We start from the raw sequence: 25168 nt of genomic DNA, 5'->3' as shown, positions 1-25168 counted from the left end.
GCCCGGCAATCGCCCTGGCGCCAGCTTGAATGCCAGACATTTTCAGGAGTAGAACTATGCAGCGGATTCATTCAAACGCTGTCGCCGCGCCCAAATCGGGCCGCTGGCTGGTGCTGGCCATTGTGTCCGTCGCCTTGTTGTTGATCGTTGTCGACATGACCGTGCTGTACACAGCACTGCCCCGCCTCACGCATGAACTGGGCGTCACGGCGTCCGCAAAATTGTGGATTGTGAATGTGTACGCGCTGGTCGTATCCGGCCTGTTGCTGGGCATGGGCACGCTGGGCGACCGTTTGGGCCACAAGCGGCTGTTCATGATGGGCCTGGCGGTCTTTGGCGTGGCATCACTTGCCGCCGCCTATTCGCCGGACGCCGCCATTCTGATCGCGGCCCGCGTGTTGCTGGCGGTGGGGGCCGCCATGATGATGCCCGCCACCTTGTCCATCATCCGCCTGACCTTCGCCAACGAACGCGAACGCGCCGTCGCCATAGGCATCTGGGCCTCGGTCGCCTCGGGCGGCGCGGCGCTTGGGCCGGTCGTCGGCGGCATATTGCTGGAGCATTTCTGGTGGGGCTCGGTATTTCTGATCAACGTGCCCATCGTCTTGCTGGCGCTGCCCTTGGCCTGGCGCTTTATTCCCGCCAGCCGTCCGGATGCCTCGCGCCCGTGGGACCTGACCGGTTCGCTGCAAGTCATGGCCGGATTGATTTTGTGCGCCTACGCGCTCAAAGAACTGGGCAAGGCATCCACATCGTGGCTGCATGCGGGTCTTGCTTGCGTGGCGGGCGTGGCGATGCTGGCCATCTTTGTACGCCGCCAGCGCGGCCGTGCGCACCCGTTGATCGACTTCGCCATTTTCCGCAACACCGCGTTCAGCTCGGCAGTCGCTTCCGCGCTATTCGCGGCAGCCGCCCTGTTCGGCATGGAACTGGTGTTCAGCCAACGGCTGCAATTGGTGCTGGGCATGTCGCCAATCCAGGCAGCGTTGTTCATCCTGCCCTTGCCGCTGGCCGCCTTTGTGGCTGGTCCGCTGGCGGGCTGGATGCTGGGGCGCATCAGCGGCAAGCGGTTGCTGGTTCTATCGCTGCTGGTGTCGGGCGCCGGCATGGGCGGCTACTTGCTGAGTTATGACGCGGCCATCCTGCCGCAGATGATCAGCCTGAGTGTGCTGGGCGTAGGCATCGGCGCCACCATGACAGCGGCATCCAGCACCATCATGCAAAGCGCCTCGCCCGAACGCGCCGGCATGGCGGCATCCATTGAAGAGGTGTCGTACGAGCTGGGCGGCGCCTTGGGCGTTACGCTGATGGGGTCGATTCTGTCTGGGGTCTACGCGCAATCGCTGACCGTCCCTGACGGCGTGCCGCAAGCCGCCATGGCCCGCGACAGCCTGGACGAAGCCCTCATCGTGGCCGAGGGCCTGTCGGCGGACATGGCATCCACGTTGACCCACCTGGCCAAAACAGCTTTTGACGCGGGCTACGCCGCGGTGATCGCCACCGCGACGGTCATGCTGCTGGCCACGGCTGCCTTTGTGCTGTTGAACCGCGCGCGCCGGGCGGCGCACGCCATGTAAATCAGCTGGTGCGAAAGGCGTTGTCCATATCGGCGATCAGGTCTTCCTCGTGTTCAAGCCCGATGGAAATCCGGATAAGCCCTTCCGACACGCCTGCCGCATCCCGATCCGCCGCGGGCACGCCTGAATGGGTGGTGGACGCGGGATGGCAAACCAGCGATTCCGTGCCGCCCAGGCTGACCGCCGACTTGAACAGATGCAGCGCGTTGATAAAGCGGAAGGCGCGCGGGCGGCCGCCTTCCAGCACAAAGGCAAAGGTCGAACCCGGGCCGGTACATTGCCGCTTGTAGACCTCTTGGTACGTGCGATCGGCGATCGTTTCGGGATGGAAGATCTGCACTTTCTCGTGTGAATTACCTGCCAGCCATTGCGCAACCTTGGTCGCCGTGCGCGCGGCCTGCTTCATGCGCAGCACCACCGTTTCCATCGACCGCGTAATCATCCAGCACGAATGCGGGTCCAGTTGCGAACCGAAGGCGCTGCGTATCGCGCGCACTTTCTTAATGAGTTCTTTGCTGCCCGTGACCGCGCCGGCCACCAGATCACTGTGGCCGCCCACGTACTTGGTCAGCGAATAGACACACAGATCCACGCCATGTTCGGCGGGCTTCTGAAAGATCGGCCCCAGCAGCGTGTTGTCGCACACCGAAATCGGCCGGTAGCCATGACGCGTTTCAAACGCGTCGATCTCGTTTTTCATGCCTTCGAAATCGAACAGCGCGTTGGTGGGATTCGCGGGCGTTTCCACATAAAACACGCGCACCGCGCCCTTGGCCGCAGCCGCTTCCAGCGCGTCGCGCATGCTTTTCGGCGACAAGCCGTCATGGATCGGATGCGAGCCTATGCCCCACTCCGGAAAAATCTTGGCAATCAAGGTCTCGGTGCCGCCATACAAAGGCACGGACTGCACCAACTGATCACCCGGGCGCAAGAACGCCATCAGCACCGAACTGATCGCAGACATGCCGCTGGACGTCACTGCGGCGGCTTCCGAGCCGTCCAGCAGCGACAGCCGGTCTTCCACGATTTCCAGATTGGGGTGATTGAAGCGGCTGTACACCAAGCCCGCCGATTCGCCCTGCGGCAAGGGCTTGCGGCCGGATACCAGATCAAAAAAAGCGGCGCCGTCCTCGGCCGATCGGAACGCAAAGGTGGACGTCAGAAAAACAGGCGGCTTGACCGCGCCTTCCGACAGGAAAGGATCGTAGCCATAGGACATCATCTGCGTTTCCGCATGCAGCGGACGGCCAAAAATATCTTTCTTGTGATAGGTCGAATAAGTCATGGGAGGCCTCTTTTCTGGTGATCCAGCCGACCGGGCAGGCGCGTCATGCATGCAAAGACAATAGCGCTGGCCGCTGCGGGATGTATTGCAGTATGGGCGCGGGCCACGCCAATTTTCTTTCCATTTCAATCAAGAGACCGCGATAATGGGAAACATTATTTCCCTACAGAACAAATTAATGAAAGACACTGCCTTGTTACATCAACTTGACGCAATCGATTGGAAGATTATGAAAATCCTTCAAGAAGATGGGCGTCTGAGCAACGCAGAGCTGGCTGAACGTGTTTCGCTGTCGGCGTCCCCATGCTGGAAGCGGTTAAAGCGGCTAGAGACCACAGGCGTCATTCGCGGCTACCAGGCCATCCTGGACCGCCGCGCCTTAGGGATGGGCGTCGTGGCCTTTGTGAGCATCTCACTTGAAAATCACACCGAGAAAACCTGCCACGCCTTTGAAGCCAGCGTGCTTGCCATGCCGGAAGTTCTGGCCTGCCACAACACCACAGGCCAGCATGATTACCTGCTGCACATCATGGCCCGCGACTTCGATGCGTACTCTGAATTCGTGCGCAACCGGCTACGCACCCTGCCCGGCGTAAAAGAGCTGCTCAGTACGCTGTCCATGCACGAAGTGAAGTCCTCCACCAAGCTGCATCTGTAATCCCGCTGCCGCGCGCGTGTCATCGACGTGTAGCAACACGTCCCTAGAGTGTCGATTCCGATTGAATCCCAAAGAGGACTTCCATTATGAAATCGACTCTCCGCATTGCGGCGGCTGGCGCCTGCCTGTCCGTCTTATCCCTGGCCACCGCGCAAGCGCAAGCCGCCACCGCCACCTCGGTTCAGCTGTATGGGCTGATCGACACCGGCCTGCAATACGTCAACAACGGTCCAGATGGCGCCAGCAAAACTGGCATGAGCACCGGCAACCTGAGCGGTTCGCGCTGGGGTTTGAAGGGTTCCGAAGACCTGGGCGACGGCGCCTCCGCCATCTTCGTGCTGGAAAACGGCTTTGACTCGGACAACGGCAAAACCCTGCAAGGCGACCGCCTGTTCGGCCGCCAAGCCTATGTGGGCCTGTCCAGCAAGACCTGGGGCCGCCTGACGCTGGGCCGCCACAACACGCTGATGATCGAATGGATGAGCAAGTACAACCCGTTCGACAACGCCAATTTCTCCATCAAGCGCCCTGACGCCGCATTCTCCGACCGCACCGACAACGCGGTGATGTACGTCGGCAAGCTCGGTCCCGTATCCATTGGCGGCTACTACAGCTTTGGCTGGAACAACGAACAGTCATTCAGCGACAAGACGCTGGGCCGCATGATCGGCGGCGGCCTGCGCTACCAATCGGGCGGCCTTGACGCGGGTCTGCTCTACCACTCCAAGAACGCCGACAAGCCCAAAGCGGGCGCCACCAGCGACAACCGAGAAGACCGCATCGTGGCCGGAGTTTCTTATGACTTCGACGGCTTCAAGGTCTATGCCGGCTACCGTTGGCTGGAGCAGAAGCTGACGCAGCGCAACTACAAAAACAACATGACCTGGCTGGGCGCGACCTACAAGCCGCAGGCCAATATGCGCTTGTCGGCCGCCGTTTATCACCTGGACGACGCCACCTGCGACGACATGAACAACAGCGTCTGCCCGGCCGTGCAAGCCGCGGGTTCCGGTCAAAAGTCGACCATGTTCGTGCTGGGCAATGAGTACGACCTGTCCAAGCGTACGACCTTGTACGCCGTCGCTGCCTACGCCATGAACGACGACAAATCGTCCTTGAGCCTGCTGGGCGGCAAGTACGGCGCGAATGTCGAACCGGGCAAGAATCAGTTCGGCCTGAACCTCGGCCTGCGGCACCGGTTTTGATCGCGCACACCCCCGACACCAGCCGCACGGGCATCACCGTGCGCGGCCTGCGGCATGCTTTCAACGGCCATACGGTGCTGGACGGCGTGGACCTGGACGTGCCTGCGGGCACGGTCCTGGCGCTGCTGGGTCCATCGGGCTGCGGCAAAAGCACGCTGCTCAAGGCCTTGGCCGGCCTGCTGCGGCCGCAACACGGCGACATCCAGTTTGACGGCGCAACGGTCTGCGACGCCCGGCTGCACGAGCCGCCCGAGCGCCGCGGACTGGGCATGGTCTTTCAGGACTACGCGCTGTGGCCGCACATGAGTGTGGCGCAGAACGTCAGTTTTCCGCTGGAAATGCGGGGCGTGGCACGCAAGGCGCGGCCAGCGATGGTGCAAGACGCACTGGCGCTGGTCGGCCTGCATGAACACGCAGCCCGCCGCCCCAGCGAGCTGTCTGGCGGGCAGCAACAGCGCGTTGCGCTGGCCCGCGCCATCGTCGCCCGACCGCGCGTGCTGCTGTTTGATGAACCCCTATCCAATCTGGACCGGACGCTGCGCGAATCGCTGTGCATCGAGATCGGCGCGCTGCTGCGCCGGCTGGGCACCACCGCCGTCTACGTCACGCATGACCACGAAGAAGCCCATGCCTTGGCACACACCATTGCCCGCATGTCGCACGGCCGTATCGCCGATCTCGTGGCCACCAACAAGGACACTGCATAAAATGACATACGCACCCTCTTCCAAACTACTTGCTACGCTCTTTATGACGCTTACGTTCGGATTGGCCTCGGGCCAGGCCAAGGCGCTGACCGTTTACACCGCCGGTCCCGGCGGCCTGATCAAACAACTGGCGGCTGGCTTCCACGAGAAGACCGGCATCAAGGTGGACGTCTTTCAGGCCACCACGGGTAAAGTCATGGCGCGGCTGGAGGCCGAAGCGGCCAACCCGCGTGCCGACATCCTGATCTCCGCGTCTTGGGACACCGCCCAAGACCTGGATCAGCGCGGCTGGCTGATGCCTTATGAAAGCCCCAACGCCGCCCAGGTTCCTGCCCGTTTCAAGGCGCCCACCTATGTCGCGCAAGGCATTTCCGCGCTCGGCATCGTCTGGAACACCCAGAGCGGCACACCGGAACCCCGCGACTGGGCTGACCTGACCGGCCCTCAGTTCAAGCAAGTCGTCACCATGCCGGACCCGGCGCTGTCTGGCGCGTCCTTGGATTTGCTGCTGGGCCTGCAGAACGCCCAGGGCGACGCGGCCTGGAAGCTCTTCGAGACCCTGCGTGACAACGGCATGACCATCTCCGGCCCCAACGCACAAGCCTTGACGCCCGTGTTGCAAGGCGCCAAGGCCGCAGTGTTCGGCGCGGTCGATTATGTGTCCTACGCCAGCGTCGAAAAGGGCGAATCGATCAAGGTCATTTTCCCGTCCAGCGGCACAGCCATTGCGCCGCGCCCCATGATGATTCTGAAAACCGCGCGCCAGGCCGACGAGGCCCGCAAGTTCATCGACTATGTCTTGTCCGAAGACGGCCAGCGTGCTGTAGCCGATGCCTGGCTGATGCCCGCCCGCCAAGACGTGGCGGCCAAACGTCCGCTGTTCAAAGATCTGGCCCTGCTGCCGGAAACCAGCGTGTCCTCGGCCTCGCGCGCGGACGTGCTGACCCGCTTTGGCCGCGTGTTCGGCCAACACTGACAGGCTGGGATGCCGGCCCGCCCGGCATCCTTTCCCCTTCCATGAAAAGCCTATTCATTCTGGCGGGCGCCACCTTGGCCGCCCTGGGCGTGCTCGTCGCGCTGCCCATGATTTTTGTCGCCCTGCAGGCCGTATTTCCCCATCTGGCCGAAGGATCGTTGCAGAACCCATTCGGCGCTTGGTCCGCCACGTTGGCCAACACCGCCACGCTGACGCTGGTGGGAGGAACCTTGAAACTGGGCCTGGGCGTGGCCGCCGTCAGCGCCGCGATCGGGATTCCGCTGGGCGCCTTGCGCGGGCTATTTAAGGTGCCGCTGGCGCGACTGTGGGACGCGCTGTTTCTGGTGCCCTTTCTGCTGCCGCCGTACATTGCCGCCTTGTCCTGGACCATGGCGCTACAGCCCCGCGGTTATCTGGAACAGGTAGCGGGTTTCAACCTGGGACCGTTGCTGTTCTCACCCGCTGGCGTCACGCTGGCGATGGGGCTGGCGATCTTTCCGGTGGTCTACTTTGCGGTGTCACGCAGTATGGCGGCCACCGGCGCAAGAATGGCAGACGTGGCCCGCGTGTTCGGCGCGGGCCCGTGGCGCGCCTTCCTGCGCGTGACCTTGCCGCTGGCCTTGCCCGCCATCGCGGCCAGCTTGCTGCTGGCATTTACGTTGGCAATCGAGGAATACGGCGTGCCTGCCGCCCTGGGGTCGCAGGCCGGCGTTGCCGTGCTGACAACCGCCATCGAACGCCGTCTGGCGGACTGGCCCATCGACTTGCCGGGCGCTGCCCTGCTGTCATTGGTGCTGGTTGCACTTGCCTTGACCGCCTACGCGATTCAGCGCGCCGTCCTGGCGGGGCGAGGTTTTGAAACCACTACAGGCAAACCTGCGCCATTGGCGCCTGGCAAGCTGGGCGCATGGCGGCTGCCGGTCGCGCTGCTATTCGGCGCTGTCGCGTTGATTGCGGTGGCAGCGCCGCTGGCATCCATGCTGGCCGCTGCATTCACGCGGCATGTGTCCGCCGGCTTGTCGCCAAGCAACCTGACGCTGGCCAACTTCGCCGCCCTGTTCGATGCGCGTGGCGAAGCGTGGGAAGCGCTGTCGACCAGCTTGGCGCTGGCCACCGGCACGGCCTTGCTGGCGGGCGCCGTGGGTTTGCTGGCGGCGTGGTGCGTGGCGGGACGCCATGTGCCCGGCGCGGCCGTCATCGACGGTCTGGCCTTGCTGCCCGCAGCGTTGCCGGGCGTGGTGGTCGGCGTGGGTTTGATCCTGGCGTGGAATCAGCCTTTCTGGCCCGCCACGCCTTACGGCACCTGGGGCATCTTGCTGCTGTCCTACACCTGCCTGCTGCTGCCCTATCCGGTGCGCTACGTCAGCGCGGCGCTATCGCAAATCGGCGCCAACCTGGAAGCCGCCGCGCGCGTACACGGCGCCAGCGCCGCCCGCGCATTGCGCCGCATTGTCCTGCCGCTGGTGCTGCCGGGGCTGGCGGCGGCGATGCTGATGGTGTTTGCCGTTGCATCGCGCGAGCTGGTAACGTCCCTGCTGCTGGCGCCCGCAGGCGTGCAAACTGTGTCCATCTACGTATGGCGGCAGTTTGAACAGGGGTCGGTGGGCGAAGGCATGGCGATGGCTGCCGTGGCGGTTGCTGTCAGCCTGACGCTGATGCTGGCCGCCACCCTCTTGCGGCGGCGCCAAACGGCCTAACGCAGCAGGCGGCAAAAACAAAGGCCAGCGCTTTACCGCGCTGGCCTTTGTTTCAAGCTTTCAAATCCTGCATCTGGCCCGGTACGACGCGATTGCGTCCTTGCCGCTTGGCCTGATACAGGCCCCGATCGGCAACTTGAATCAGATCGGTGCAGAGCTGGTTCTCGGTCGGAATCGCCGTGGCCGTTCCAATGCTGACGGTCAGCCAAGGGCCCGCGCCCATATCTTTTTGCGGAATCTGCATGGCTTCGACGGCGCGGCGCAGTTTTTCAGCAGCCAGTCGCGCGCTGCCTGCCGGGGTGCCGGGCAGCACCAACGCAAACTCCTCACCGCCAAAACGGGCGGCCAGATCGGTAGACCGGTCGCAACTGGAAAAAATCGTATTGGCAACGCGCTTCAGCGCTTCGTCGCCCGCGATGTGCCCATACGTATCGTTATAGGATTTGAAATGGTCCACGTCGATCATCAGCATGCTGATCTCGCGGCCATCACGCCGCGCGCGCTGCCATTCGGCGTTCAGGTATTCATCGAAATAACGGCGGTTGCCCAGACCCGTCAGACCGTCTGAATTCGTCAGGCGGCGCAATTCCATATTGCTTTCGAGCAACTGCTGCTGGCTTTGACGCAGCGCTTGATAGGCTTCGTCGCGTTGCACCAGCGCCAGATAGGAGCGCGAGTGGTAGCGGATGCGCGCCACCAGCTCGATGGCGTCCGGCAGCTTCACCAGATAGTCGTTTGCCCCTGCCGCAAAGGCGGCGACCTTGATCGCGGGATCTTCCTTGGTCGACAGGACGATGATCGGGATATCACGCGTGACGGGGTGGTTGCGGTATTCCTGCACGAGGCTCAGTCCATCCACGCCCGGCAGCACCAAGTCTTGCAAAATCACGGTGGGACGCGTCTGGATTGCCACCGTCAGGGCCTTGTACGGGTCTGAGCAATAGTGGAAATCAATGTTGCCCTCCGTGGCCAGGGCGCGTCTGATGGCCTCTCCGACCATCACCTGGTCGTCGACCAGCAACACCATGGCCGCGTGCGAATTCAAATCCGCCGAGACCGAGCTGTCAATGGGAGGGTGCATAGTATTTCCTTGATGTCTGGCAATATCCAGCCGCTCAGGCAAAAGCCTGGATCAAGCGGGAAGCAATTTGGTCTAGGGGTCTGATTTCCACGGCCGCCTGCAAGGCGGCAGCCGCCTTGGGCATGCCGTAGACGGCGCTGGTGGCCTGATCCTGCGCGATGGTCAGACATCCGCGTTCGCGCAAGGCCTTCAATCCGCGTGCGCCGTCTTGCCCCATGCCGGTCAGCAGCACGCCTACCGCCGTGCCGCGCCAATGCTGCGCCACGCTATGGAAAAACACATCGATAGAAGGCCGGTACAAGCTTTCTTTGGGATCTTGGGTGTAGCGCAGCGTACCATCGGCAAGCAAATGCAGATGGTCGTCCGTGCCTGCCAGCAGAATCTGCCCCGGCAAAGGACGTTCACCTTCGCGCACCAATCTGACGGGCAGCGTCACCTGGTCGTTCAGCCAGTCCGCCATACCCGCGGCAAACGATGCGTCCACGTGCTGCACCAGCACAATACCTGCCGGAAAGTTCTCTGGCAGGTCGCGCAGCAATTGCGCCAGCGTGGCCGGCCCACCGGCGGAAGCGCCAATGACCAGCAGACGCTGTGCATCCCGATTGGGGGCTGGCTTGGCCACAGGGGTCAAGGCGGGACGATTGCCGTAGCGCCCGATCAGCCAGCCGATATTGCGGATCTTGCGCAAGAGCGGCGCCGCGGCGCTGCGCATGTCCGACCCGCCCACAACGGGCGTGTCCACGGCATCCAGCGCGCCATGGCCCATGGCATCGAAAACGCGTGATGTGTGCCGCGCCACGTCGGCGGTCACCACGACGACCGCGCACGGCGTTTCCGCCATGATGCGGCGTGTGGCTTCCACCCCATCCATGATGGGCATGATCAAGTCCATCAGCACCACATCTGGCCGGTCACGCGCGCATTGCGCTACCGCCTCTTCGCCGTTGGACGCCACCCACGCCACTTCCAGGCCCGGTTCCAGCGCGATGGCGCGCCGCAGGGTCTCAACAGCTATTTGCAGATCGTTGACGATCCCGATTCTCACGTCAGTGCCTTTCCGATCAGATCTTCCACGGCATCAAGCAGCGCATCATCATGGAAGCTGCCCTTAGCCAGATAGTAGTCGGCGCCTGCGTCCAGCCCACGGCGCCGGTCTTCCTCGCGGTCTTTGTACGACACTACCATTACCGGCAGGCTTTGCAAGCGCGGATCTGCCTTGATGCGCGACACAAGCTCAATACCGTCCATGCGGGGCATGTCCACGTCGGTCACAACCAGGTCGAAGTCCTCATTGCGCAGCATGTTCCAGCCGTCCATCCCGTCCACTGCCACGGCAACCTCAAACCCGCGATTCAGCAACAGCTTGCGTTCCAGCTCGCGCACCGTCAACGAGTCGTCAACCACCAGCACGCGCTTGCGGCGGCGCGCCTGAACCACCGGACCGCCTCCGTCCACGCGGGTCAGCCGGCCGCCTTCAATAAGCTTCTGGACCGACAACAGCATGTCTTCGACGTCCAGAATCAATAACGGCGTGCCATCATCCATCAAGGACCCCGCCATCACATCCTGCACCTTGCCCAGCCGGGTATCCAGCGGCTGCACGACCAGCGTGCGCTCCCCCACGTAGCGGTCCACGGCAATACCGTAGAGCTTGTCGTGGTCGCCCACGACCACCACGGCCACCGATTCCGCGGCGGGCGCGGGCTCACTGCCGCGCAATATCTGGCGGGCCGACACCAGGCCGATCTGCCGGTCCATAAAGCGGAAATGCTGATGCCCTTCAAGCTGTTCGATTTCGTCCCAGCCCACCTGCAAAGCGTGATTGACATAGGCCAGCGGAAACGCATAGATCTCGCCCTGCACTTCCACCAGCAGGCTGCGCACGACTGACAGCGATAAGGGCATCTCCAACACAAAGCGCGTGCCCTGCCCCGCTGTCTGGTGAATGCGCACGGCGCCGCGCAATTGCCGCACCATGGTCTGCACCACATCCAGGCCCACGCCGCGTCCCGATATCTCGGTGACTTCGCCCCGGGTGCTGAAACCCGACAGGAACAGAAACTCGAGCAATTCGGTTTCGCTCAGGCGCGCAGCGGTCTCGGTGTTGGTCAACTTGCGCTGGACCACTTCGATCCGAAGCCGGTCCAGCGAAATGCCTGCGCCATCGTCGCTCAATTCAATCAGCAACATGCCTGCGGCGTGGCGTGCGGAAAGTTTTATCAGACCTTCGGGCGACTTGCCGGCATCCATGCGGTCCATCGGCATTTCAATGCCATGGTCCACCGCGTTGCGCAGCAGGTGCATCAGCGGGGCATCCAGTTTTTCCAGAATGTCGCGGTCCACCTGCGTCGCATCGCCTTCGATTTCCAGACGCACCTGCTTGCCCAAGGACCGCCCCAGATCGCGGACCATGCGGGCCATGCCGCCCACGCCATCCCCAAACGGCCGCATGCGGCATGCCAGCGCGGTGTCGTACAGGCGCTGGGCCAAGTGGCTCATGCGCCAGCCGAATTCATCGACTTCGCTGGTGCGCTGCGTCAATTCCTGCTGGCATTGCTCGACGATGCGTTGCGCGTCGTCCAGAGCCGCCTGCGTGCGCGCGTCCACCGGCTGCCCAGCCAGCGCAGCACGCACGCCGTCCAGCGCCTGCGCAGCGCCAGACTGCATGCGCCGCAGGCGCAGCATCGACGCGCTGAAAGGCCCGATCCAGTGCGATTCCACCAGCGTTTCGCTGGACAGGCCCAGCAATTTGTTCAGCGTATCGGCCGTGACGCGCAACACGCGCTCGCCTTCGCCAATCCCCTGATCCGAGCTGCGGCGCGATAGCGGTGACGCCAGCGGGGCGGCGGGCGCGGTGACAGACGCGGCGGCAGGCGGTTCTTCAAAGCGCTGGATAGGCGGCAGGAAATCCGATGGCCGGGGCGCGCGCGGCGGCGTTACGGGCGCAGCTGGCGGTGCATTGGGCGCGTTGCTCAAGCGCGCAACCAGGTCGTCGATTTCACCGCCCAGCTCGGCCCCAGGCGTGGCCACGCGTTGCAACAGGTCTGTGCCCATCAGCAAGGCGTCGATGTCTGTCGCCTGCAGGCGCAGGCGCCCTTCCTGCGCCGCGACCAGGCAGTCTTCCATGGCATGCGCGATGCGCACTGCCGGATGCAGATCCACGATCCGGGCCGCGCCCTTGAGCGAATGCGCAGCCCGCATGCAGGCTTCCAGCTGAGATGCCGAGGTCGGGTCATGCTCTAGCGCCAGCAAGCCGTTGTTCAGCACCTGCACCTGGGTGCGGGTTTCCAACTGGAACAATTCCAGAAGCGAGGCGTCGCGCATCTCATCCGGGTTCACGCCAGACTCCGTTCCAAAGCTTGCATCAGCGAATTCTCGTCCAATACGCCCACGCTGCGGTCACCGCAACGCGCCACGCCGCGCGAATACTTAAGGCTTGCGCCGTCCACGGTAGAGGGCAGCGGTTCAAGCGCCCCCATGTCTACAGCCACGATCCCCTCAACCTCATCCACGGGCAGCACCACCGCGCGCCCCGCACCGCCAAAGATCAACATGCGCGCCGCCGCTGGCCGGTCGCGCGTGTCGGACGGCCCCGCACCCAGACCCAACAGGCGAGCCAGCGACACGCACACCGTCAAAGTGCCGCGCACGTTCGTCACGCCCAATACCGCTGGGTCACGCCGATGAGGCAGCGACAGAATGGCCCGCGTTGGCGCCACTTCGTCCAGCGCCCGGGTCGGCAAACCCAGCCATTCCTGGTTCAGCCGGAACACCAGCAACGACGACAGATTGGTCACGTCGCGCGCTGCGGGTTCGCTGTCCAAAACGTCCATCTGCGGAGGCAAGCGGTCGAGAATGCGCTTGGCAGCGTCGGCGTAGGTTGGACAATTGCGGCAATGCACATGCCCCGCCAAGTGTTCACAGCTCTTGTCGCCGCGTATGCCGATGCGGTTCCAGCAATCGTCCACGTCGGACAGCCGTGTCAGGGATTCACTCACGTCTGGCCTCCTGTCGCGCCGCACGCGCCTGAAGGCGGCTAGCGCCTTCGTGATCGCCCTCGGAAGCCACCAATGCCGCCAGGTGCAACAGCGCTTCACGATGGCCTGGCTCTAAGTACAGCGCCTTGCGATAGGCGGCTTGCGCCTGGCGGGCGTCGCCCGCTGCGTCTTGCAGTAGACCCGATAGATACAAGGCCTCGGCGCTGGCCCCATGAATGTCGATATACGCACGGCATTGGTTCAAGGCTTCTTGTACGCGGCCCTGATCCGCCAGCGTCTCGATCTGCCGCAACGACGCTTGAGACGCCTGCGCTGAAGCAGGCAGGCTTGAAGCGGCCGGGGCTGGCGCCATCGCCTGAATCGGCGTGGCGGGGGCAATGGCAGCATGCGGCACTGGCAAGCGCGCCACCGGCGTCTGCGCGACGGGCCGCCTGGGCGGTGTCCAGGCATGGACGATGGGCTTGGACACCGCCGGCAGTTCGGCGGGCGCTGGCAAGGCTTGCGCGAAAAACGCGAATGACCTGGCCGCGGGCACGGCGGGCAGGCGGCGAGCGGTAAGCAGGCTGGTTTCCGCAGGCCCCACGAATATCACGCCATCTTCGCGCGTATGGCGACGCAGCACCTGCACCGCGCGCTCCTGAGTGGGCGCATCAAAGTAAATCAACAGATTGCGGCAGAAGACAAAATCGTAGGGCGCCACGCCCAGCAGTAGATAGGAGTCAAACAGATTGCCCTGCCGGAAGCGGACCCGCTCTTTCACCAGCGCCGATAATTGATAACCATCGGCGCTCTCGGTGAAGTGGCGCTCGCGAAACGCCAGATCATCGCCACGGAAAGAGTTGCGCCCAAACACCGCATGCCGCGCAAAATCGATCACGCGCTCACTGATGTCCACCGCATCCACATGGAAACGCGGCGCAGGCACCCCGGCGTCCAACAATGCCATGGCGATAGAGTAAGGCTCTTCGCCCGTGGACGACGGCACGCTTAGTACGCGCAGCACCCGGTCTTGCGGCACACCCGCCGCAAACAGACGTTCACGCGCAAGCGCGGCCATCGCCGCTTGCGACTCGGGATAGCGGAAGAACCACGTCTCTGGCACCACTACCGCTTCTATCAGCTGCTGCATTTCGGCGGACGATGTCTGTACGCGCATCAGGTAGTCATGCTCGTCCTCTACCCCCGCGGCATTCATGCGGTGCCGCACCGCGCGTTCAACGGCTGCCTTGCCGATAGATCCGCTATCCAGCCCGATCTTGCGCTTGAGCACAGCACTGAAATCGTCGACCAGCGTCATGCTTGACCTCCGCCGCTCGCGGCATCAGCCGTCTGTGGGAACAACAGTACTCGCACGGACGCGGGCAACATGTCATTGACGCGCACCGCTTGCACCATGCCGCGGGTATCCGTCAGGACTGGGCCCAGATAGCGGGCGTCGGGGTTGTCCAGTCCATACGGTTGGAATGCGGCCGGATCGTAGTGCACGGTTTCGGTCGCCTGTTCCAGAATCAAACCCAGCACACGGCTGTCCGCAAGCGAATCCGGCTGGTAGCGAACCAGCGCCAGGCGAGTGCTGGTAACGGTAACCGCCGCCCCGGCGCCGGCCAGTGCGCTCATGTCGATAACGGGCACCGGCACGCCACGGCGGTCCAGCATGCCAGCTACCCAATCGGGCGTGCCGGGCACCTGCTTTAACGCGCGCAAACCCAGCACCTCGACCACATCGCCCGCATCCAGCGCATAGCGGTCGTCGCCGATGCGAAACAGCAGATACAGCCGGCGTCCTGCGGCGGCAGGGCCGGCCGTGGGCAATTGGGGGGCAAGCTCCGCCATGGCGCCGTTCACACTTTGAAGCGTGACACGCCGCTACGCAGGTCGTTGGCCACCAGCGTCAGTTCTTCAATGGCCAGACTGGATTGACGCAAGGATTCCACGGTTTGCTGCGCGGCATCACTTAGTTGCTGCAATGCCTGATTGATTTGTTCTGCGCCAGTGGCCTGCGCTTGCATGCCTTCATTGACCATTTGCACGCGCGGCGCCAGCGTCTGCACTTGCTGGATGATCTGCGACAACTGGTCGCCAACCTGCTGCATGTCCGCCATGCCGCGCCGCACTTCTTCAGAGAACTTGTCCATGCCCATCACGCCAGCGGACACCGACGACTGGATCTCGCGCACCATCTGTTCAATGTCATAGGTCGCAACAGCGGTCTGGTCGGCCAGGCGGCGGATTTCGGTGGCCACGACCACAAAACCGCGGCCATACTCGCCCGCCTTCTCGGCTTCAATCGCCGCGTTCAGCGACAGCAGATTGGTCTGATCCGCCACTTTAGTAATGGTGGTAACCACTTGCGTGATGTTGCCGGCCTTTTCGTTCAGGATCGCCAATTTGGCATTGACCGAACCGGCTGCGCCCACCACGTTGCGCATCGTGTCTTCCATGCGGGCCAATCCGACCTGCCCGCTACCGGCCAGCGCGGCGGTCTGCTCGGCCGCACCCGACACTTCCGTCATCGTGCGGACCAGCTCGCGCGAGGTGGCAGAAATTTCGCGCGAGGTCGCGCCGATCTCGGTCGTGGTGGCGGCCACCTCGGATGCCGTGGCCTGCTGCTGCTTGGAGGTCGCGGCAATTTCCGTCACCGACGTCGCCACTTGCACAGCAGAACGCTGTGTCTTGCCGACCAAGCCGGTCAGCTCATCAACCATGCCGTTAAAACCGGTTTCGATGGCGTTGAATTCGTCCTTGCGGGCCAGTGCCAAACGGCGGGTCAGGTCGCCGCCGCCAGTGGCTGCCAGGGTTTTGACAATATCGCGCATCGGATTGACGATGGCGCGCAGCAGCAGGAAGCCGCAGATGATGGAGGCAAAAATTGCCATGGCAAGCGAGACAAGCATGCCCACTTCGGCCTTATCGACAGACGTCTGGATGCTGATGGCGGATTCATCGGCTTGCTTCTTGTTCTCGGCCACCATACGGGCAAGCAGATCTCGGCCTTTGTAGAACGCCGGCCGCAGCTCGGCTTTGATGCGCGCCTGCGCCTGGGCAGTATTGGCCAGATTCGCCGGAGCCAGAATATCCGCCCGGATGCGCCGGTAATCCCGCAGATCTTTTTCGAAATCGTCGAACAACTGGCGATCATCGCCACGGGCGATGGTGCGCCGGTACAGCTCGATATGCTCTGCCAGCATTTGATCGTTCTGGGGCAGCGCTTCAAGGGCCGTGCGGCGCTCTTGCTCGTTGTCGCTATTGAAAGCGTCTTGCACCACCACAAAACCCGCAAACCACGCCGCACGTATCGACGTGCTGTAGTAGATGCCAGGCACCGCATCGGTATTGATCGTGGCGACCTCTTCCTCGATATGAAGCAGACGCCGGTAATCCACCACCACCATCAGGGCCATGATGGCCAGGATGACCAGAAAGCTGGCCAGGATGCGCTGGCGGAGTGTCAGATTCTTCATGCCGGGAGACCTTTGTACGGGTTCAACTCGTCTACGCCCCACAGGGACGGCCCTGGACGATGAGACGCAGGCGTACCGCGCGCCCATCATCAGCCCTTTACGGGATGTGGGAATAATCTCTAATTATTGCAAAGGCTAGCCCAATCAGGGATGAAAAACCGCAGAATGGCTAGAACTTAGCGCTGTTCGTTGGGGAAAACGCAAAGCTTGCTTACAAGCACTTGTGTTTTCCCGTAAGCGGCCGCCTTAAATTTGCGTCGAAGCGCCGCTCTGCCACAGGGTTTGCGGCGGGCGCGCCTGCACCCAATCGCGCACCTGATCGTAGGCATGGGCCAGTTGCAGCACGGCCAGGTCGGCCCGGGGCGGGCCGATCAGCTGCATCCCCATAGGCAAGCCCTGCGGGCCAAAGCCTACCGGCACGCTGATGACCGGGCAGCCGGCCAGCGTCCAGGGGGTAACGGTTTCCATCCAGCGGTGGTAGGTGTCCATGGGACGCCCGGCAATCTGGCGCGGCCAGTCCAGCGCCGCATCAAAGGGAAACAGCTGGGCCGACGGCACGGCCAGATAATCCACGTCTTCGAACATGCGCAGCACGGTCTGATACCAGGCGCTGCGCTCCTCGGTAGCCTGGTACACCTGGCGCGCCGTCATGCCCTCCAGCCCCTCGACCTCCCAGATCAAGGCGGGTTTGACGAGTTGGCGCGTCTCGGGGTTTTGGACCAGGGCATGGAATTGGCCGCCCACCATCAAATGGCGGTGGGCCAGCCAGATGCGCCACAAGCGTTCACCCGAGAAAGGCACCTGATAGTCCGCCACATCACACCCTACCGTCGCCAGATCGGCCAACGCCTGCGTACACAGGTCCAGGATGCCCGGTTCCATCGGCAGGTAGCCATTCCAGTCTCCGAGCCAACCCACGCGCTTGCCGCGCAATTCGGCATCCAAGGGCTGCGCGAAACTTGCGGGGTCGTCTGAAAGGGAAAGCGGCGCGCGCTTGTCGTGGCCCGCCATCACCGACAGCAGCATCGCCACGTCGCGCGGCGAACGGCCCATCGGCCCTTCGTAGGCAAGCTGTTTCAGAAACACCTCCGGCGACGGCCCTGCGGGCACGCGGCCCGCCGAAGGGCGCATGCCGTAGACGTTGCAAAACGCCGCCGGGTTGCGCAGGGAGCCGCCGAAGTCGCTGCCATCAGCCACCGGCAACATGCGGGCAGCCAAGGCAGCTGCCGCACCGCCGCTGCTGCCGCCTGCGGTCTTGGAGGGGTCATACGGGTTGCCGGTAGTGCCGTACACCCGGTTATAGGTGTGAGATCCCAGACCAAATTCCGGCACGTTGCTGCGGCCGATAAAGATGGCGCCTGACGCGCGCACCCGCTCGATCATGATCGAGTCATGCGGCGTAACCAGGTCCTTATGCACGAGCGACCCCATGGAGGTCACCATGCCGCGCACCGCCGTCAGATCCTTGGGCGCTTGCGGCATGCCGTGCATCCAGCCCAGCCACTGCCCCGCTGCCAATTGCGCGTCACGTTCGCCGGCCTCGCGCAGCAATTCGCCGCTGTCGCGGCGGGCAACGATCGCGTTGACCTTGGGGTTGGTCTGGTCGATATGCGCCAGGTAGGCGGTCATGACGTCAACACAGGACACCTGGCGCGTGCGGATCGCGTCAGACAGCGCGTGCGCGGGCATGGCGACAATATCGTTCAACTGAGCGGCTGCGGCCGGCGTTGCGGTGGACATGGGGCGGTCTCCTTTGGATATGCCGGCAATACTACCCAAAGCCGCCGAGCCATGCAGCCTGTCAGACTCGTTCGATCGCCACCGCCGTCGCCTCACCGCCGCCAATACACAGTGCCGCCACACCGCGTTTAAGGCCTCGCGCCTGCAACGCATGCAGCAGGGTCACGATCAGCCGCGCGCCTGTCGCGCCGATAGGATGGCCCAGCGCGCAAGCGCCGCCGTTGACGTTCAGCCGCTCCCGGGCTATGCCCAGATCCTTCGCGGCGGCCATGGCCACGACGGCAAAAGCCTCATTGATCTCGAACAAGTCCACGTCCTGCACCTGCCAACCCGCCTTGTCCAGCAACTTGCGGATCGCAGGGATGGGCGCCGTGGTGTACCAGGCCGGCTCCTGACTGTGCGTCGCATGGCCGTGAATGCGCGCCAGCACGGGCCAGCCTTCGCGCCGCGCAACAGATTCACGCGCGAGCACCAAGGCCGCCGCGCCATCCGCATTGGCAGACGCGCTGGCGGCGGTAATCGTGCCGTTGGCGCGGAATGCGGGTTTCAGCGCGGGGATTTTTTCGGGCGATACCTTCAAGGGGTTTTCGTCTTGATCCACCCGGACCGCCCCGCCCTTGGCGGGCACATCCACCGGCGCGATCTCGGCGGCAAACGCTCCCGATTCCACCGCCTGCCGGGCACGCCGCAGCGTTTCGGCTGCGTATGCGTCCTGGTCGGCTCGCGTAAAACCATAGGCTTCGACCGCGCTTTCCCCGAAGTCGCCCATCGGGCGCCCGGCTTCGTAGGCGTCTTCCAGCCCGTCCAGCGCCAAATGGTCAAAAATCTGCTCATGGCCAAACCGATAACCCGACCGCGCTTTCTTCAGCAGATAAGGCGCGTTGCTCATCGACTCCATGCCGCCCGCCACCGCCACATCAATGGCCCCAGCCAGAATCTGGTCATGCGCGATCATCGCGGCTTTCATGCCGGAACCGCACACTTTGTTGATCGTCGTCGCGCCCACGGCGTCCGGCACACCGGCACCCCGCAAGGCCTGGCGCGCGGGCGCTTGGCCCTGGCCGGCGGGCAGCACGCAACCCATCAATACCTCATCCACACGAGCCGCGGGCACGCCACCGCGGTCCAGAGCGGCGCGTATCGCCACTGCGCCCAGTTCAGCGGCGGGCACCGGCGACAACGCCCCCAAAAAACGGCCTAGCGGCGTGCGTACTGCGGAAACAATCACAATCGGGTCATCGGCAATCATGGTTTCATCCTTTCATGCAGCCGGCGCGGCAGACGCCGGCCGGGCAAACACCAGCAGGGTTGATGTAGCGGAAGCCAGCAGGCGGCCCTGCGCGTCAATCAGCTTGGCTTCGGCATAAGCCACGCGTTGTCCCAAGGACATCACGCGCCCTTCAGCGCGCAGCAGACCACTGTGACGGGTCACCGCCTTGTGATAAGCCACCTTCAGCTCCAGCGTTGTATAGGCCTGCTCGGCGGACAACTGGGAATGCACCGCGCAGCCGCAAGCGGAATCCAGCAGGGTTGCGGCGTAGCCGCCGTGAACGGTGCCGATCGGGTTGTAGGCATGCGGCCCGGGGGTGCCGGCAAATACAGCGCGCCCCGCTTCAACTTCCACAAAATCAAAATCCAGCGACACCAGAATGCCGGGCTTGCGGCCGGATGCCATCAAGGCCCGCAACTGCGCCAGGCCGTCCAGGCCCGCGCCAGCCTCATCGACCAGACTGGGCTCGCGCACAACGGATGAAACGGATTGAGAGGTCATCAGGATTGCTCCAGGCCCAGACGGGCCTTCAAGAGCCGACGGGCATCCGCCAGCATCACGTTCACCCGCTGCTCATCGGTCTCGCAGCGGGCCAGGGAAACGGTGCCGGCCAGTTCAGCCAGCACAGACTGCGCAAGCGCTTGCGGCTCGGCGTAACCCACCTGTTCCATCGCGGCCGCCAATGCCTGTATCAAGCGGCGTTGGCCCGCAGCAAATGCCTCGCGGCTGGCCTCGGGCAGGCGTGGCAGGTCCGCGGCCAAGGCCACCAGCGGGCAGCCGCGGCCACGCGCATTGCAATGGGCAGTCGACAGATAGGCATCCAGGTAAGCCGCAAGGCCCGCAGCGGGCGTGACGCCGCGCATCCGCTTGGCGGCCAGCGTCAGGGCCTCGTCGAACATATGGCCGATGGACGCGGCCACCAGCGCATCCTTGGACGGAAAGTGCGCGTAGAACCCGCCGTGCGTCAGGCCAGCCTCTTGCATCACAGCCGCCACACCCACCTGCTGCGGCCCGACGGTGCGCACTTCGCGCGCCGCAACATGCAGAATGCGCTCGCGCGTCTTTTGTTTGTGCCCGGTGTCGTATCGCATGAACGGCTCGCCATAGGATGATGAGCGTCATATTAATATGATGCCCATCATCCTACAATCGGCTTTTTTGCGGATACGGCCCCTGGGCCCGCCCTACAGGTTGCCGACCCCGCCGTCCACCAGCAGCTCCGTGCCCACCGCAAAGCGCGACTCGTCCGACGCCAGAAAGACCGCCGCCCGGGCCAATTCCCACGGCGTGCCCAGCCGGCCTATCGGCACCAGTTGGCGGATCTCTTCACGCAGCGCCTCTTCTTCGGCTGCGGGCAAACCCAGCTTGCCCAGCGCCGCCGTCTGCGTCGGCCCGGGGCTCAGCCCGTTGAACCGGATGCCGCGCGCGGCGAACTCGCCGGACAGGGTGCGGGCCAGCGACAGCAAACCTGCCTTGCTGGCGGCATACGCGCTGCTTTGCGGCAGGCCGATGCGCGCGCTGACCGAACCGCACAGAATCACCGATGCCGCGCTGGCTTCCGACAACAGCGGCAGCAGCGCCTGCACCAAAAAGAACGGCCCCTTCAAATTGACGCCCATCAGGCGGTCCCAAGACGATTCGTCCCAGTCTGCCAATGGCCGATGCGTCACATCGCCTGCATTGATATACAGCGCATCCAGCCGCGGCCAGCGTTGGGCCAGTTGCGCCGCCAGACTCCGTTGCGCGGCAATGTCTCCCGCATCGCTTTGCAGCACCCAGACCGCCGCGCCGAGTTCGGCTTGCGCCGCCGCCAAGGCGGCCTCCGAACGGCCCGTAATCGCCACGACCGCCCCTTCTTCCGCAAATTGGCGCGCGGTTTCCAGCCCGATGCCGCTGGTTCCGCCCGTGATCAATGTGTACTTGCCCTGTAACCGGCCCATATAACGCTCCCACGCTGTGAAAGCGCCATTCTGCGGCTGATAGTATCCTTTCGGAAGTAGGCACCTTTTTGATACTTAACCCCGGCTTGCATACCCATGACCCTATCCGACACACCTGATCCCGATTGCCCGATGGTGGCCTTCGTCAACCTGATCTCGGGTAAATGGGCCATTCCCATCCTGTACCGCCTGATCGTCATCGGCGAACCCGTGCGCTTTAGCGCGCTGCAACGGGCAGTGGCGCCGATCACGCAAAAGGAATTGACGCGCCAACTGCGCATGTTTGAAGAACGCGGTCTGATCCGGCGGGAGGTCTATGCCGAAGTCCCGCCGCGCGTGGAATATGAAATCACGGCGCTGGGGCGCACGCTACAGCCCACACTGGATACGCTGGCGGGCTGGATGCGGCAACACGCCACGCAGTTGCGCGAGGGCGGCGCCGCGATCAAGCAAACAAATGCTTTGCCAGGTGGTCGATAAATACCCGCAACTTGGGCGACGCGTGGCGGCTGGCCGGCCATAGCGCCCACATCGTGCCGCCGCCGCGCATGCGGTCATCCATCACAATCTGCAACTGGCCGGCGGCCAGTTCTTTTCTGATCGTGAAGTCAGGCAAGCAAACTATGCCCTGCCCGTCCAACGCCAGAAAAATGCGCATCTCGACGCTGTTGCAGACCAGCGTCAGCGGCAACTCGGGCGCCTGCGCGTCCGGGCCCAGTTTCAACGGCCACTTTTCAAGCCGCCCGGTGCTGGGATAGCGGTAGTGCAGGCAGCTGTGGCGCAGCAGATCGGCCGCGCGCTTGGGGCTGCCGTGCTCTTGCAGATAAGCGGGCGACGCCGCCAGGACGCGGCGAAAGGGTCCAAGGCGCCGGCGCTTCAAACCGGAGTCTTCCATCTCGCCGGTGCGGATGACGGCGTCGTACCCTTCACCGATGACATCGACCATGCGATCCGTGAAGTCCAGATCCAGCTCCACGTCGGGGTACTGCCGCATAAAACTGGCGACTGCCGTTTCAAACAGGCCGCTGTAGCGTGGCAGGCTGACTCGCAGCTTGCCATGCGGGGCGTCCGAGGCTTCGGACAATTCCAATTCCGCGGCCTCGACCTCGCACAGGATGCGGCGGCAGCGTTCAAGGAATTTCTCGCCCTCAGACGTTAGCGCGATATGCCGCGTGCTGCGATGAAACAGACGCACTTTCAGGCGCTCTTCCATGCGCGCAACGCTTTTACCGACTGCCGACGGCGACACGCCAAGCACCCGGCCCGCCTCGGAAAAACTGCGTGTCTCCGCGACCAGCACAAACACACTGATGCCGCTCAGGCTATCCATTACTGCTCCCGACTCGCAATGCGTGCTTTGCGCACGCAAAAACAGTACGGACATTAATGTCCGCAATCTTCGGAATCCTAGCCTATTTTTCTTTTATTACGTAGCGCCTACAGTGGCCCCCACTACGCCGTTGCGCTCATAGCCGCAGCGGCTCCGATCGTACTGACTGGCACTTTCCCGATGCAAACCGCTGACTCCCCTACCCCTGGCCATCGCTGGCTGCACCTGCTGTCTGCCTGTCTGACCGCGTTATTGATCCCGCTTTGCTTTACCGGGCCTGCCGTTGTCCTGCCCGCTCTGAGTCACGCGCTGGGCGGCACGCCGGTGGAACTGAACTGGGTGTTGAACGGCTACATCTTGGCCTATGGCAGCGTCATCATGGTGTCGGGCAGCCTGACCGATATCTATGGCCCGCGCCGCGTGTGGCTGCTGGGGCTGGTCTGGTTTTGCGCGGCCACCTTCGTCATTCCCTTTGTACCCACCACGGGCTGGATCGACTTCCTGCGGCTGATGCAGGGCATGGGCGGCGCGGCCGCATTTGCCGCCGCGATGTCTTCGCTGGCGCCCTTGTTTCATGGCGTGGCGCGCACGCGCGCCTTCAGTCTGCTGGGCACCACGTTTGGCATCGGCCTGTCGTTCGGACCCTTGATTTCAGGCTGGATCGTGGACACCTCTGGATGGGAGTGGGTATTTCTGGCTACGGGTCTGGTCGGCGTGCTGGGTCTGGTCATGGTGGCTGTCAGCGTGCGCCCCACGGCAGGGCGTGCGCAAGGCCGCCTGGACTGGCCGGGCGCGATCAGCTTCACCGGCGCGCTGGGCCTGTTTACGTACGGCATGCTGCTGGCGCCAGAGGCCGGCTGGACAGACAGCCATGTGCTCGGCGCGCTGATCTTGTCCGTCATTCTGTCCATTGTCTTCGTTCAGGTGGAACGTCGCGTGGCGCAGCCCATGCTGGACCTGAGCCTGTTTCGCGATGCGCGCTTTGTCGGCGTTCAGGTGCTGGCCGCGTCCCCTGCGTTCTTGTTCATCGTGCTGATCGCCATGCTGCCGGGCCGCTTTATCGGCATTGATGGCTATAGCGCGCTGGAAGCTGGACAGATGATGATCGGGCTGGCCGCGCCCTTGCTGATCGTGCCTTTCTTGGCGGCGATGCTGACGCGCTGGTTCAATCCGGGCGTGTTATCCGCAGCCGGCCTGTTGGCGGTCGCGGCCGGATTGGTCTGGCTGGCCGGCGTGATGGCCACGGGCGCGACAAGCCTGTGGCTGCCCATGAGCCTGATCGGCGTGGGCATCGGCGTGCCTTGGGGCTTGATGGATGCGATGGCTGTCAGCGTCGTGGACAAGCGCAATGTCGGCATGGCGACAGGCATCTTCAACACAGTGCGCGTATCGGCAGATGGCGTCGCCATCGCAATGGTCAGTGCGCTGCTGGCCTTGCTGATCCAGACGGCCATGACGAGTGCAATCCCAGACGCTTCCAGAATAGACGTCTTGATGGCCGCCAACCGCGCCGCATTGGGACAACTGAGCGAAGCCGCCGCGCTGCTGCCAGGTGCTGGCCGCCTATTGCAGCAAAGCTATGACAACGCCTTTGCTCATGTGCTGTATGCGTTGGCGGGCATAGCGCTGCTGACGGCGTTTGCGATCTACGCGCTGCTGGGCCGGCGGCCGCCCGTCGTGGCCACCGCGGACACCCCCGCCCACACGCCTGCCTGACATCCCGCGCGCCCGGGATAACCGTGGCGATTCCGCAGCAGCATTTGCGCCAGATCAAACCGCAAGCGTCCGCCCTCGCCCTAAGATCGCGATCTGCCCAGCCCGGAGACGATCTTGACCGCAACCGAAGCCCTTTGCACTGAAGCCGAAATTACAGAAATGGTGCACACCTTCTATGGCAAGGCCCGCGCCGACGAGGCCCTGGGGCCCATCTTCAACGGCATGATTCACGATTGGGACGAGCATCTGGCGACGCTGTCGGATTTCTGGTCTGCCGTGCTGCTGGGCACGCGACGCTTTGCGGGCATGCCCATGCCCAAGCACGCCGCCATGCCCAATCTGCGCGCCGATCTGTTTGAACGCTGGCTGGTGCTGTTCACGGAAACCACAGACGCGCTGCCCAACCGCGCCCTGTGCGACGCCGCGCAGGAAATGGCCAAACGCATGGCGCGCAGCTTGTGGTACGGCTATCAACTTAGCCGCGACCCCAGCCAGCCGCTGACCGAACTGCGGCCCGCCTCGTAGCA

The 25168-nt window shown here is 63.6% G+C and carries 23 protein-coding genes; 9 read left to right on the top strand and 14 right to left on the bottom strand.

Annotated elements, in window-relative coordinates; all coding sequences use genetic code 11:
- Positions 1-56 precede the first annotated feature (56 nt).
- Positions 57-1577: an MFS transporter gene (locus RAS12_RS04655; RefSeq protein ID WP_306945592.1), complete on the top strand. Its 1521-nt coding sequence runs from the start codon at positions 57-59 to the stop codon at positions 1575-1577.
- 1 nt (position 1578) lies between these two features.
- On the opposite strand, the gene RAS12_RS04650 is transcribed toward RAS12_RS04655, so the two are convergent.
- Complete coding sequence (locus RAS12_RS04650; protein ID WP_306945590.1) at positions 1579-2862, bottom strand: cystathionine gamma-synthase family protein; 1284 nt, start codon at positions 2860-2862, stop codon at positions 1579-1581.
- Between the two features lie 178 nt (positions 2863-3040).
- On the opposite strand from RAS12_RS04650, the gene RAS12_RS04645 reads away from it, so the two are divergent.
- The 5 genes from RAS12_RS04645 (at position 3041) to RAS12_RS04625 (ending at position 8105) form a co-directional block, all read left to right on the top strand.
- A complete protein-coding gene (locus tag RAS12_RS04645; protein ID WP_306951303.1) occupies positions 3041-3520 on the top strand; it encodes an Lrp/AsnC family transcriptional regulator in 480 nt (159 codons plus the stop codon).
- An 86-nt stretch (positions 3521-3606) separates the two neighbouring features.
- Positions 3607-4725 carry a porin gene (locus tag RAS12_RS04640; RefSeq protein WP_306945588.1) on the top strand — a complete coding sequence of 373 codons (1119 nt, stop codon included), beginning with the start codon at positions 3607-3609 and terminating at the stop codon, positions 4723-4725.
- Positions 4722-5432: an ABC transporter ATP-binding protein gene (locus tag RAS12_RS04635; protein WP_306945586.1), complete on the top strand. Its 711-nt coding sequence runs from the start codon at positions 4722-4724 to the stop codon at positions 5430-5432. Before RAS12_RS04640 ends, RAS12_RS04635 begins: the two co-directional genes overlap by 4 nt.
- 1 nt (position 5433) lies before the next feature.
- Positions 5434-6408 (top strand): ABC transporter substrate-binding protein, encoded by a 975-nt coding sequence (locus tag RAS12_RS04630; protein ID WP_306945583.1) that lies wholly within the window; start codon positions 5434-5436, stop codon positions 6406-6408.
- A gap of 41 nt (positions 6409-6449) precedes the next feature.
- A complete protein-coding gene (locus RAS12_RS04625) occupies positions 6450-8105 on the top strand; it encodes an ABC transporter permease (protein WP_306945581.1) in 1656 nt (551 codons plus the stop codon).
- Between the two features lie 52 nt (positions 8106-8157).
- Here the strand turns inward: RAS12_RS04625 and RAS12_RS04620 are convergent, their stop codons facing one another.
- The 12 genes from RAS12_RS04620 to RAS12_RS04565 all read right to left on the bottom strand — a co-directional run bounded on the left by RAS12_RS04620 (position 8158) and on the right by RAS12_RS04565 (position 21595).
- Complete coding sequence (locus RAS12_RS04620) at positions 8158-9186, bottom strand: response regulator (protein WP_306945579.1); 1029 nt, start codon at positions 9184-9186, stop codon at positions 8158-8160.
- Between the two features lie 34 nt (positions 9187-9220).
- The gene (locus tag RAS12_RS04615) at positions 9221-10231 is read right to left on the bottom strand and encodes a chemotaxis response regulator protein-glutamate methylesterase (RefSeq protein WP_306945577.1); all 1011 of its coding nucleotides are present in this window, start codon (positions 10229-10231) and stop codon (positions 9221-9223) included.
- Positions 10228-12525, bottom strand: coding sequence for a hybrid sensor histidine kinase/response regulator (locus RAS12_RS04610; protein WP_306945575.1), 2298 nt, complete (start codon positions 12523-12525; stop codon positions 10228-10230). The genes RAS12_RS04615 and RAS12_RS04610 overlap by 4 nt, the downstream gene beginning before the upstream one ends.
- The gene (locus tag RAS12_RS04605) at positions 12522-13184 is read right to left on the bottom strand and encodes a chemotaxis protein CheW (protein ID WP_306945574.1); all 663 of its coding nucleotides are present in this window, start codon (positions 13182-13184) and stop codon (positions 12522-12524) included. The genes RAS12_RS04610 and RAS12_RS04605 overlap by 4 nt, the downstream gene beginning before the upstream one ends.
- Positions 13177-14481 carry a CheR family methyltransferase gene (locus RAS12_RS04600; RefSeq protein WP_306945571.1) on the bottom strand — a complete coding sequence of 435 codons (1305 nt, stop codon included), beginning with the start codon at positions 14479-14481 and terminating at the stop codon, positions 13177-13179. The genes RAS12_RS04605 and RAS12_RS04600 overlap by 8 nt, the downstream gene beginning before the upstream one ends.
- On the bottom strand, positions 14478-15017 hold the full coding sequence (locus tag RAS12_RS04595; protein ID WP_306945569.1) for a chemotaxis protein CheW: 540 nt from the start codon (positions 15015-15017) through the stop codon (positions 14478-14480). Before RAS12_RS04595 ends, RAS12_RS04600 begins: the two co-directional genes overlap by 4 nt.
- An 8-nt stretch (positions 15018-15025) precedes the next feature.
- A complete protein-coding gene (locus RAS12_RS04590; RefSeq protein ID WP_306945568.1) occupies positions 15026-16645 on the bottom strand; it encodes a methyl-accepting chemotaxis protein in 1620 nt (539 codons plus the stop codon).
- Between the two features lie 246 nt (positions 16646-16891).
- Positions 16892-18385: an amidase gene (locus RAS12_RS04585; protein ID WP_306945566.1), complete on the bottom strand. Its 1494-nt coding sequence runs from the start codon at positions 18383-18385 to the stop codon at positions 16892-16894.
- A 61-nt stretch (positions 18386-18446) separates the two neighbouring features.
- Positions 18447-19634: an acetyl-CoA C-acyltransferase gene (locus tag RAS12_RS04580; protein ID WP_306945565.1), complete on the bottom strand. Its 1188-nt coding sequence runs from the start codon at positions 19632-19634 to the stop codon at positions 18447-18449.
- A gap of 12 nt (positions 19635-19646) precedes the next feature.
- Positions 19647-20156 (bottom strand): PaaI family thioesterase, encoded by a 510-nt coding sequence (locus RAS12_RS04575; RefSeq protein ID WP_306945563.1) that lies wholly within the window; start codon positions 20154-20156, stop codon positions 19647-19649.
- Positions 20156-20746, bottom strand: a complete 591-nt coding sequence (locus tag RAS12_RS04570; protein WP_306945561.1) for a TetR/AcrR family transcriptional regulator — start codon at positions 20744-20746, stop codon at positions 20156-20158. Before RAS12_RS04570 ends, RAS12_RS04575 begins: the two co-directional genes overlap by 1 nt.
- A gap of 93 nt (positions 20747-20839) precedes the next feature.
- Positions 20840-21595 carry an SDR family oxidoreductase gene (locus tag RAS12_RS04565; RefSeq protein ID WP_306945558.1) on the bottom strand — a complete coding sequence of 252 codons (756 nt, stop codon included), beginning with the start codon at positions 21593-21595 and terminating at the stop codon, positions 20840-20842.
- A gap of 96 nt (positions 21596-21691) precedes the next feature.
- Between RAS12_RS04565 and RAS12_RS04560 the strand changes: the two genes are divergently transcribed.
- The gene (locus RAS12_RS04560; RefSeq protein ID WP_306945556.1) at positions 21692-22075 is read left to right on the top strand and encodes a winged helix-turn-helix transcriptional regulator; all 384 of its coding nucleotides are present in this window, start codon (positions 21692-21694) and stop codon (positions 22073-22075) included.
- Here RAS12_RS04560 and RAS12_RS04555 read toward each other — a convergent pair.
- Complete coding sequence (locus RAS12_RS04555) at positions 22041-22925, bottom strand: LysR family transcriptional regulator (protein ID WP_306945553.1); 885 nt, start codon at positions 22923-22925, stop codon at positions 22041-22043. The genes RAS12_RS04560 and RAS12_RS04555 overlap by 35 nt on opposite strands.
- A 180-nt stretch (positions 22926-23105) precedes the next feature.
- Between RAS12_RS04555 and RAS12_RS04550 the strand changes: the two genes are divergently transcribed.
- Both RAS12_RS04550 and RAS12_RS04545 read left to right on the top strand, forming a co-directional pair.
- Positions 23106-24641 (top strand): MFS transporter, encoded by a 1536-nt coding sequence (locus tag RAS12_RS04550; protein WP_306945552.1) that lies wholly within the window; start codon positions 23106-23108, stop codon positions 24639-24641.
- Positions 24642-24800: 159 nt separating this feature from the next.
- Entirely contained in the window at positions 24801-25166 is a 366-nt protein-coding gene (locus tag RAS12_RS04545; protein WP_306951301.1) for a group III truncated hemoglobin, read from the top strand.
- Positions 25167-25168 lie beyond the last annotated feature (2 nt).

Source organism: Achromobacter seleniivolatilans (assembly GCF_030864005.1).
GTDB classification, from domain to species: Bacteria; Pseudomonadota; Gammaproteobacteria; order Burkholderiales; family Burkholderiaceae_B; genus Achromobacter; species Achromobacter seleniivolatilans.
This window is presented reverse-complemented; position numbering and strand designations above follow the sequence as displayed.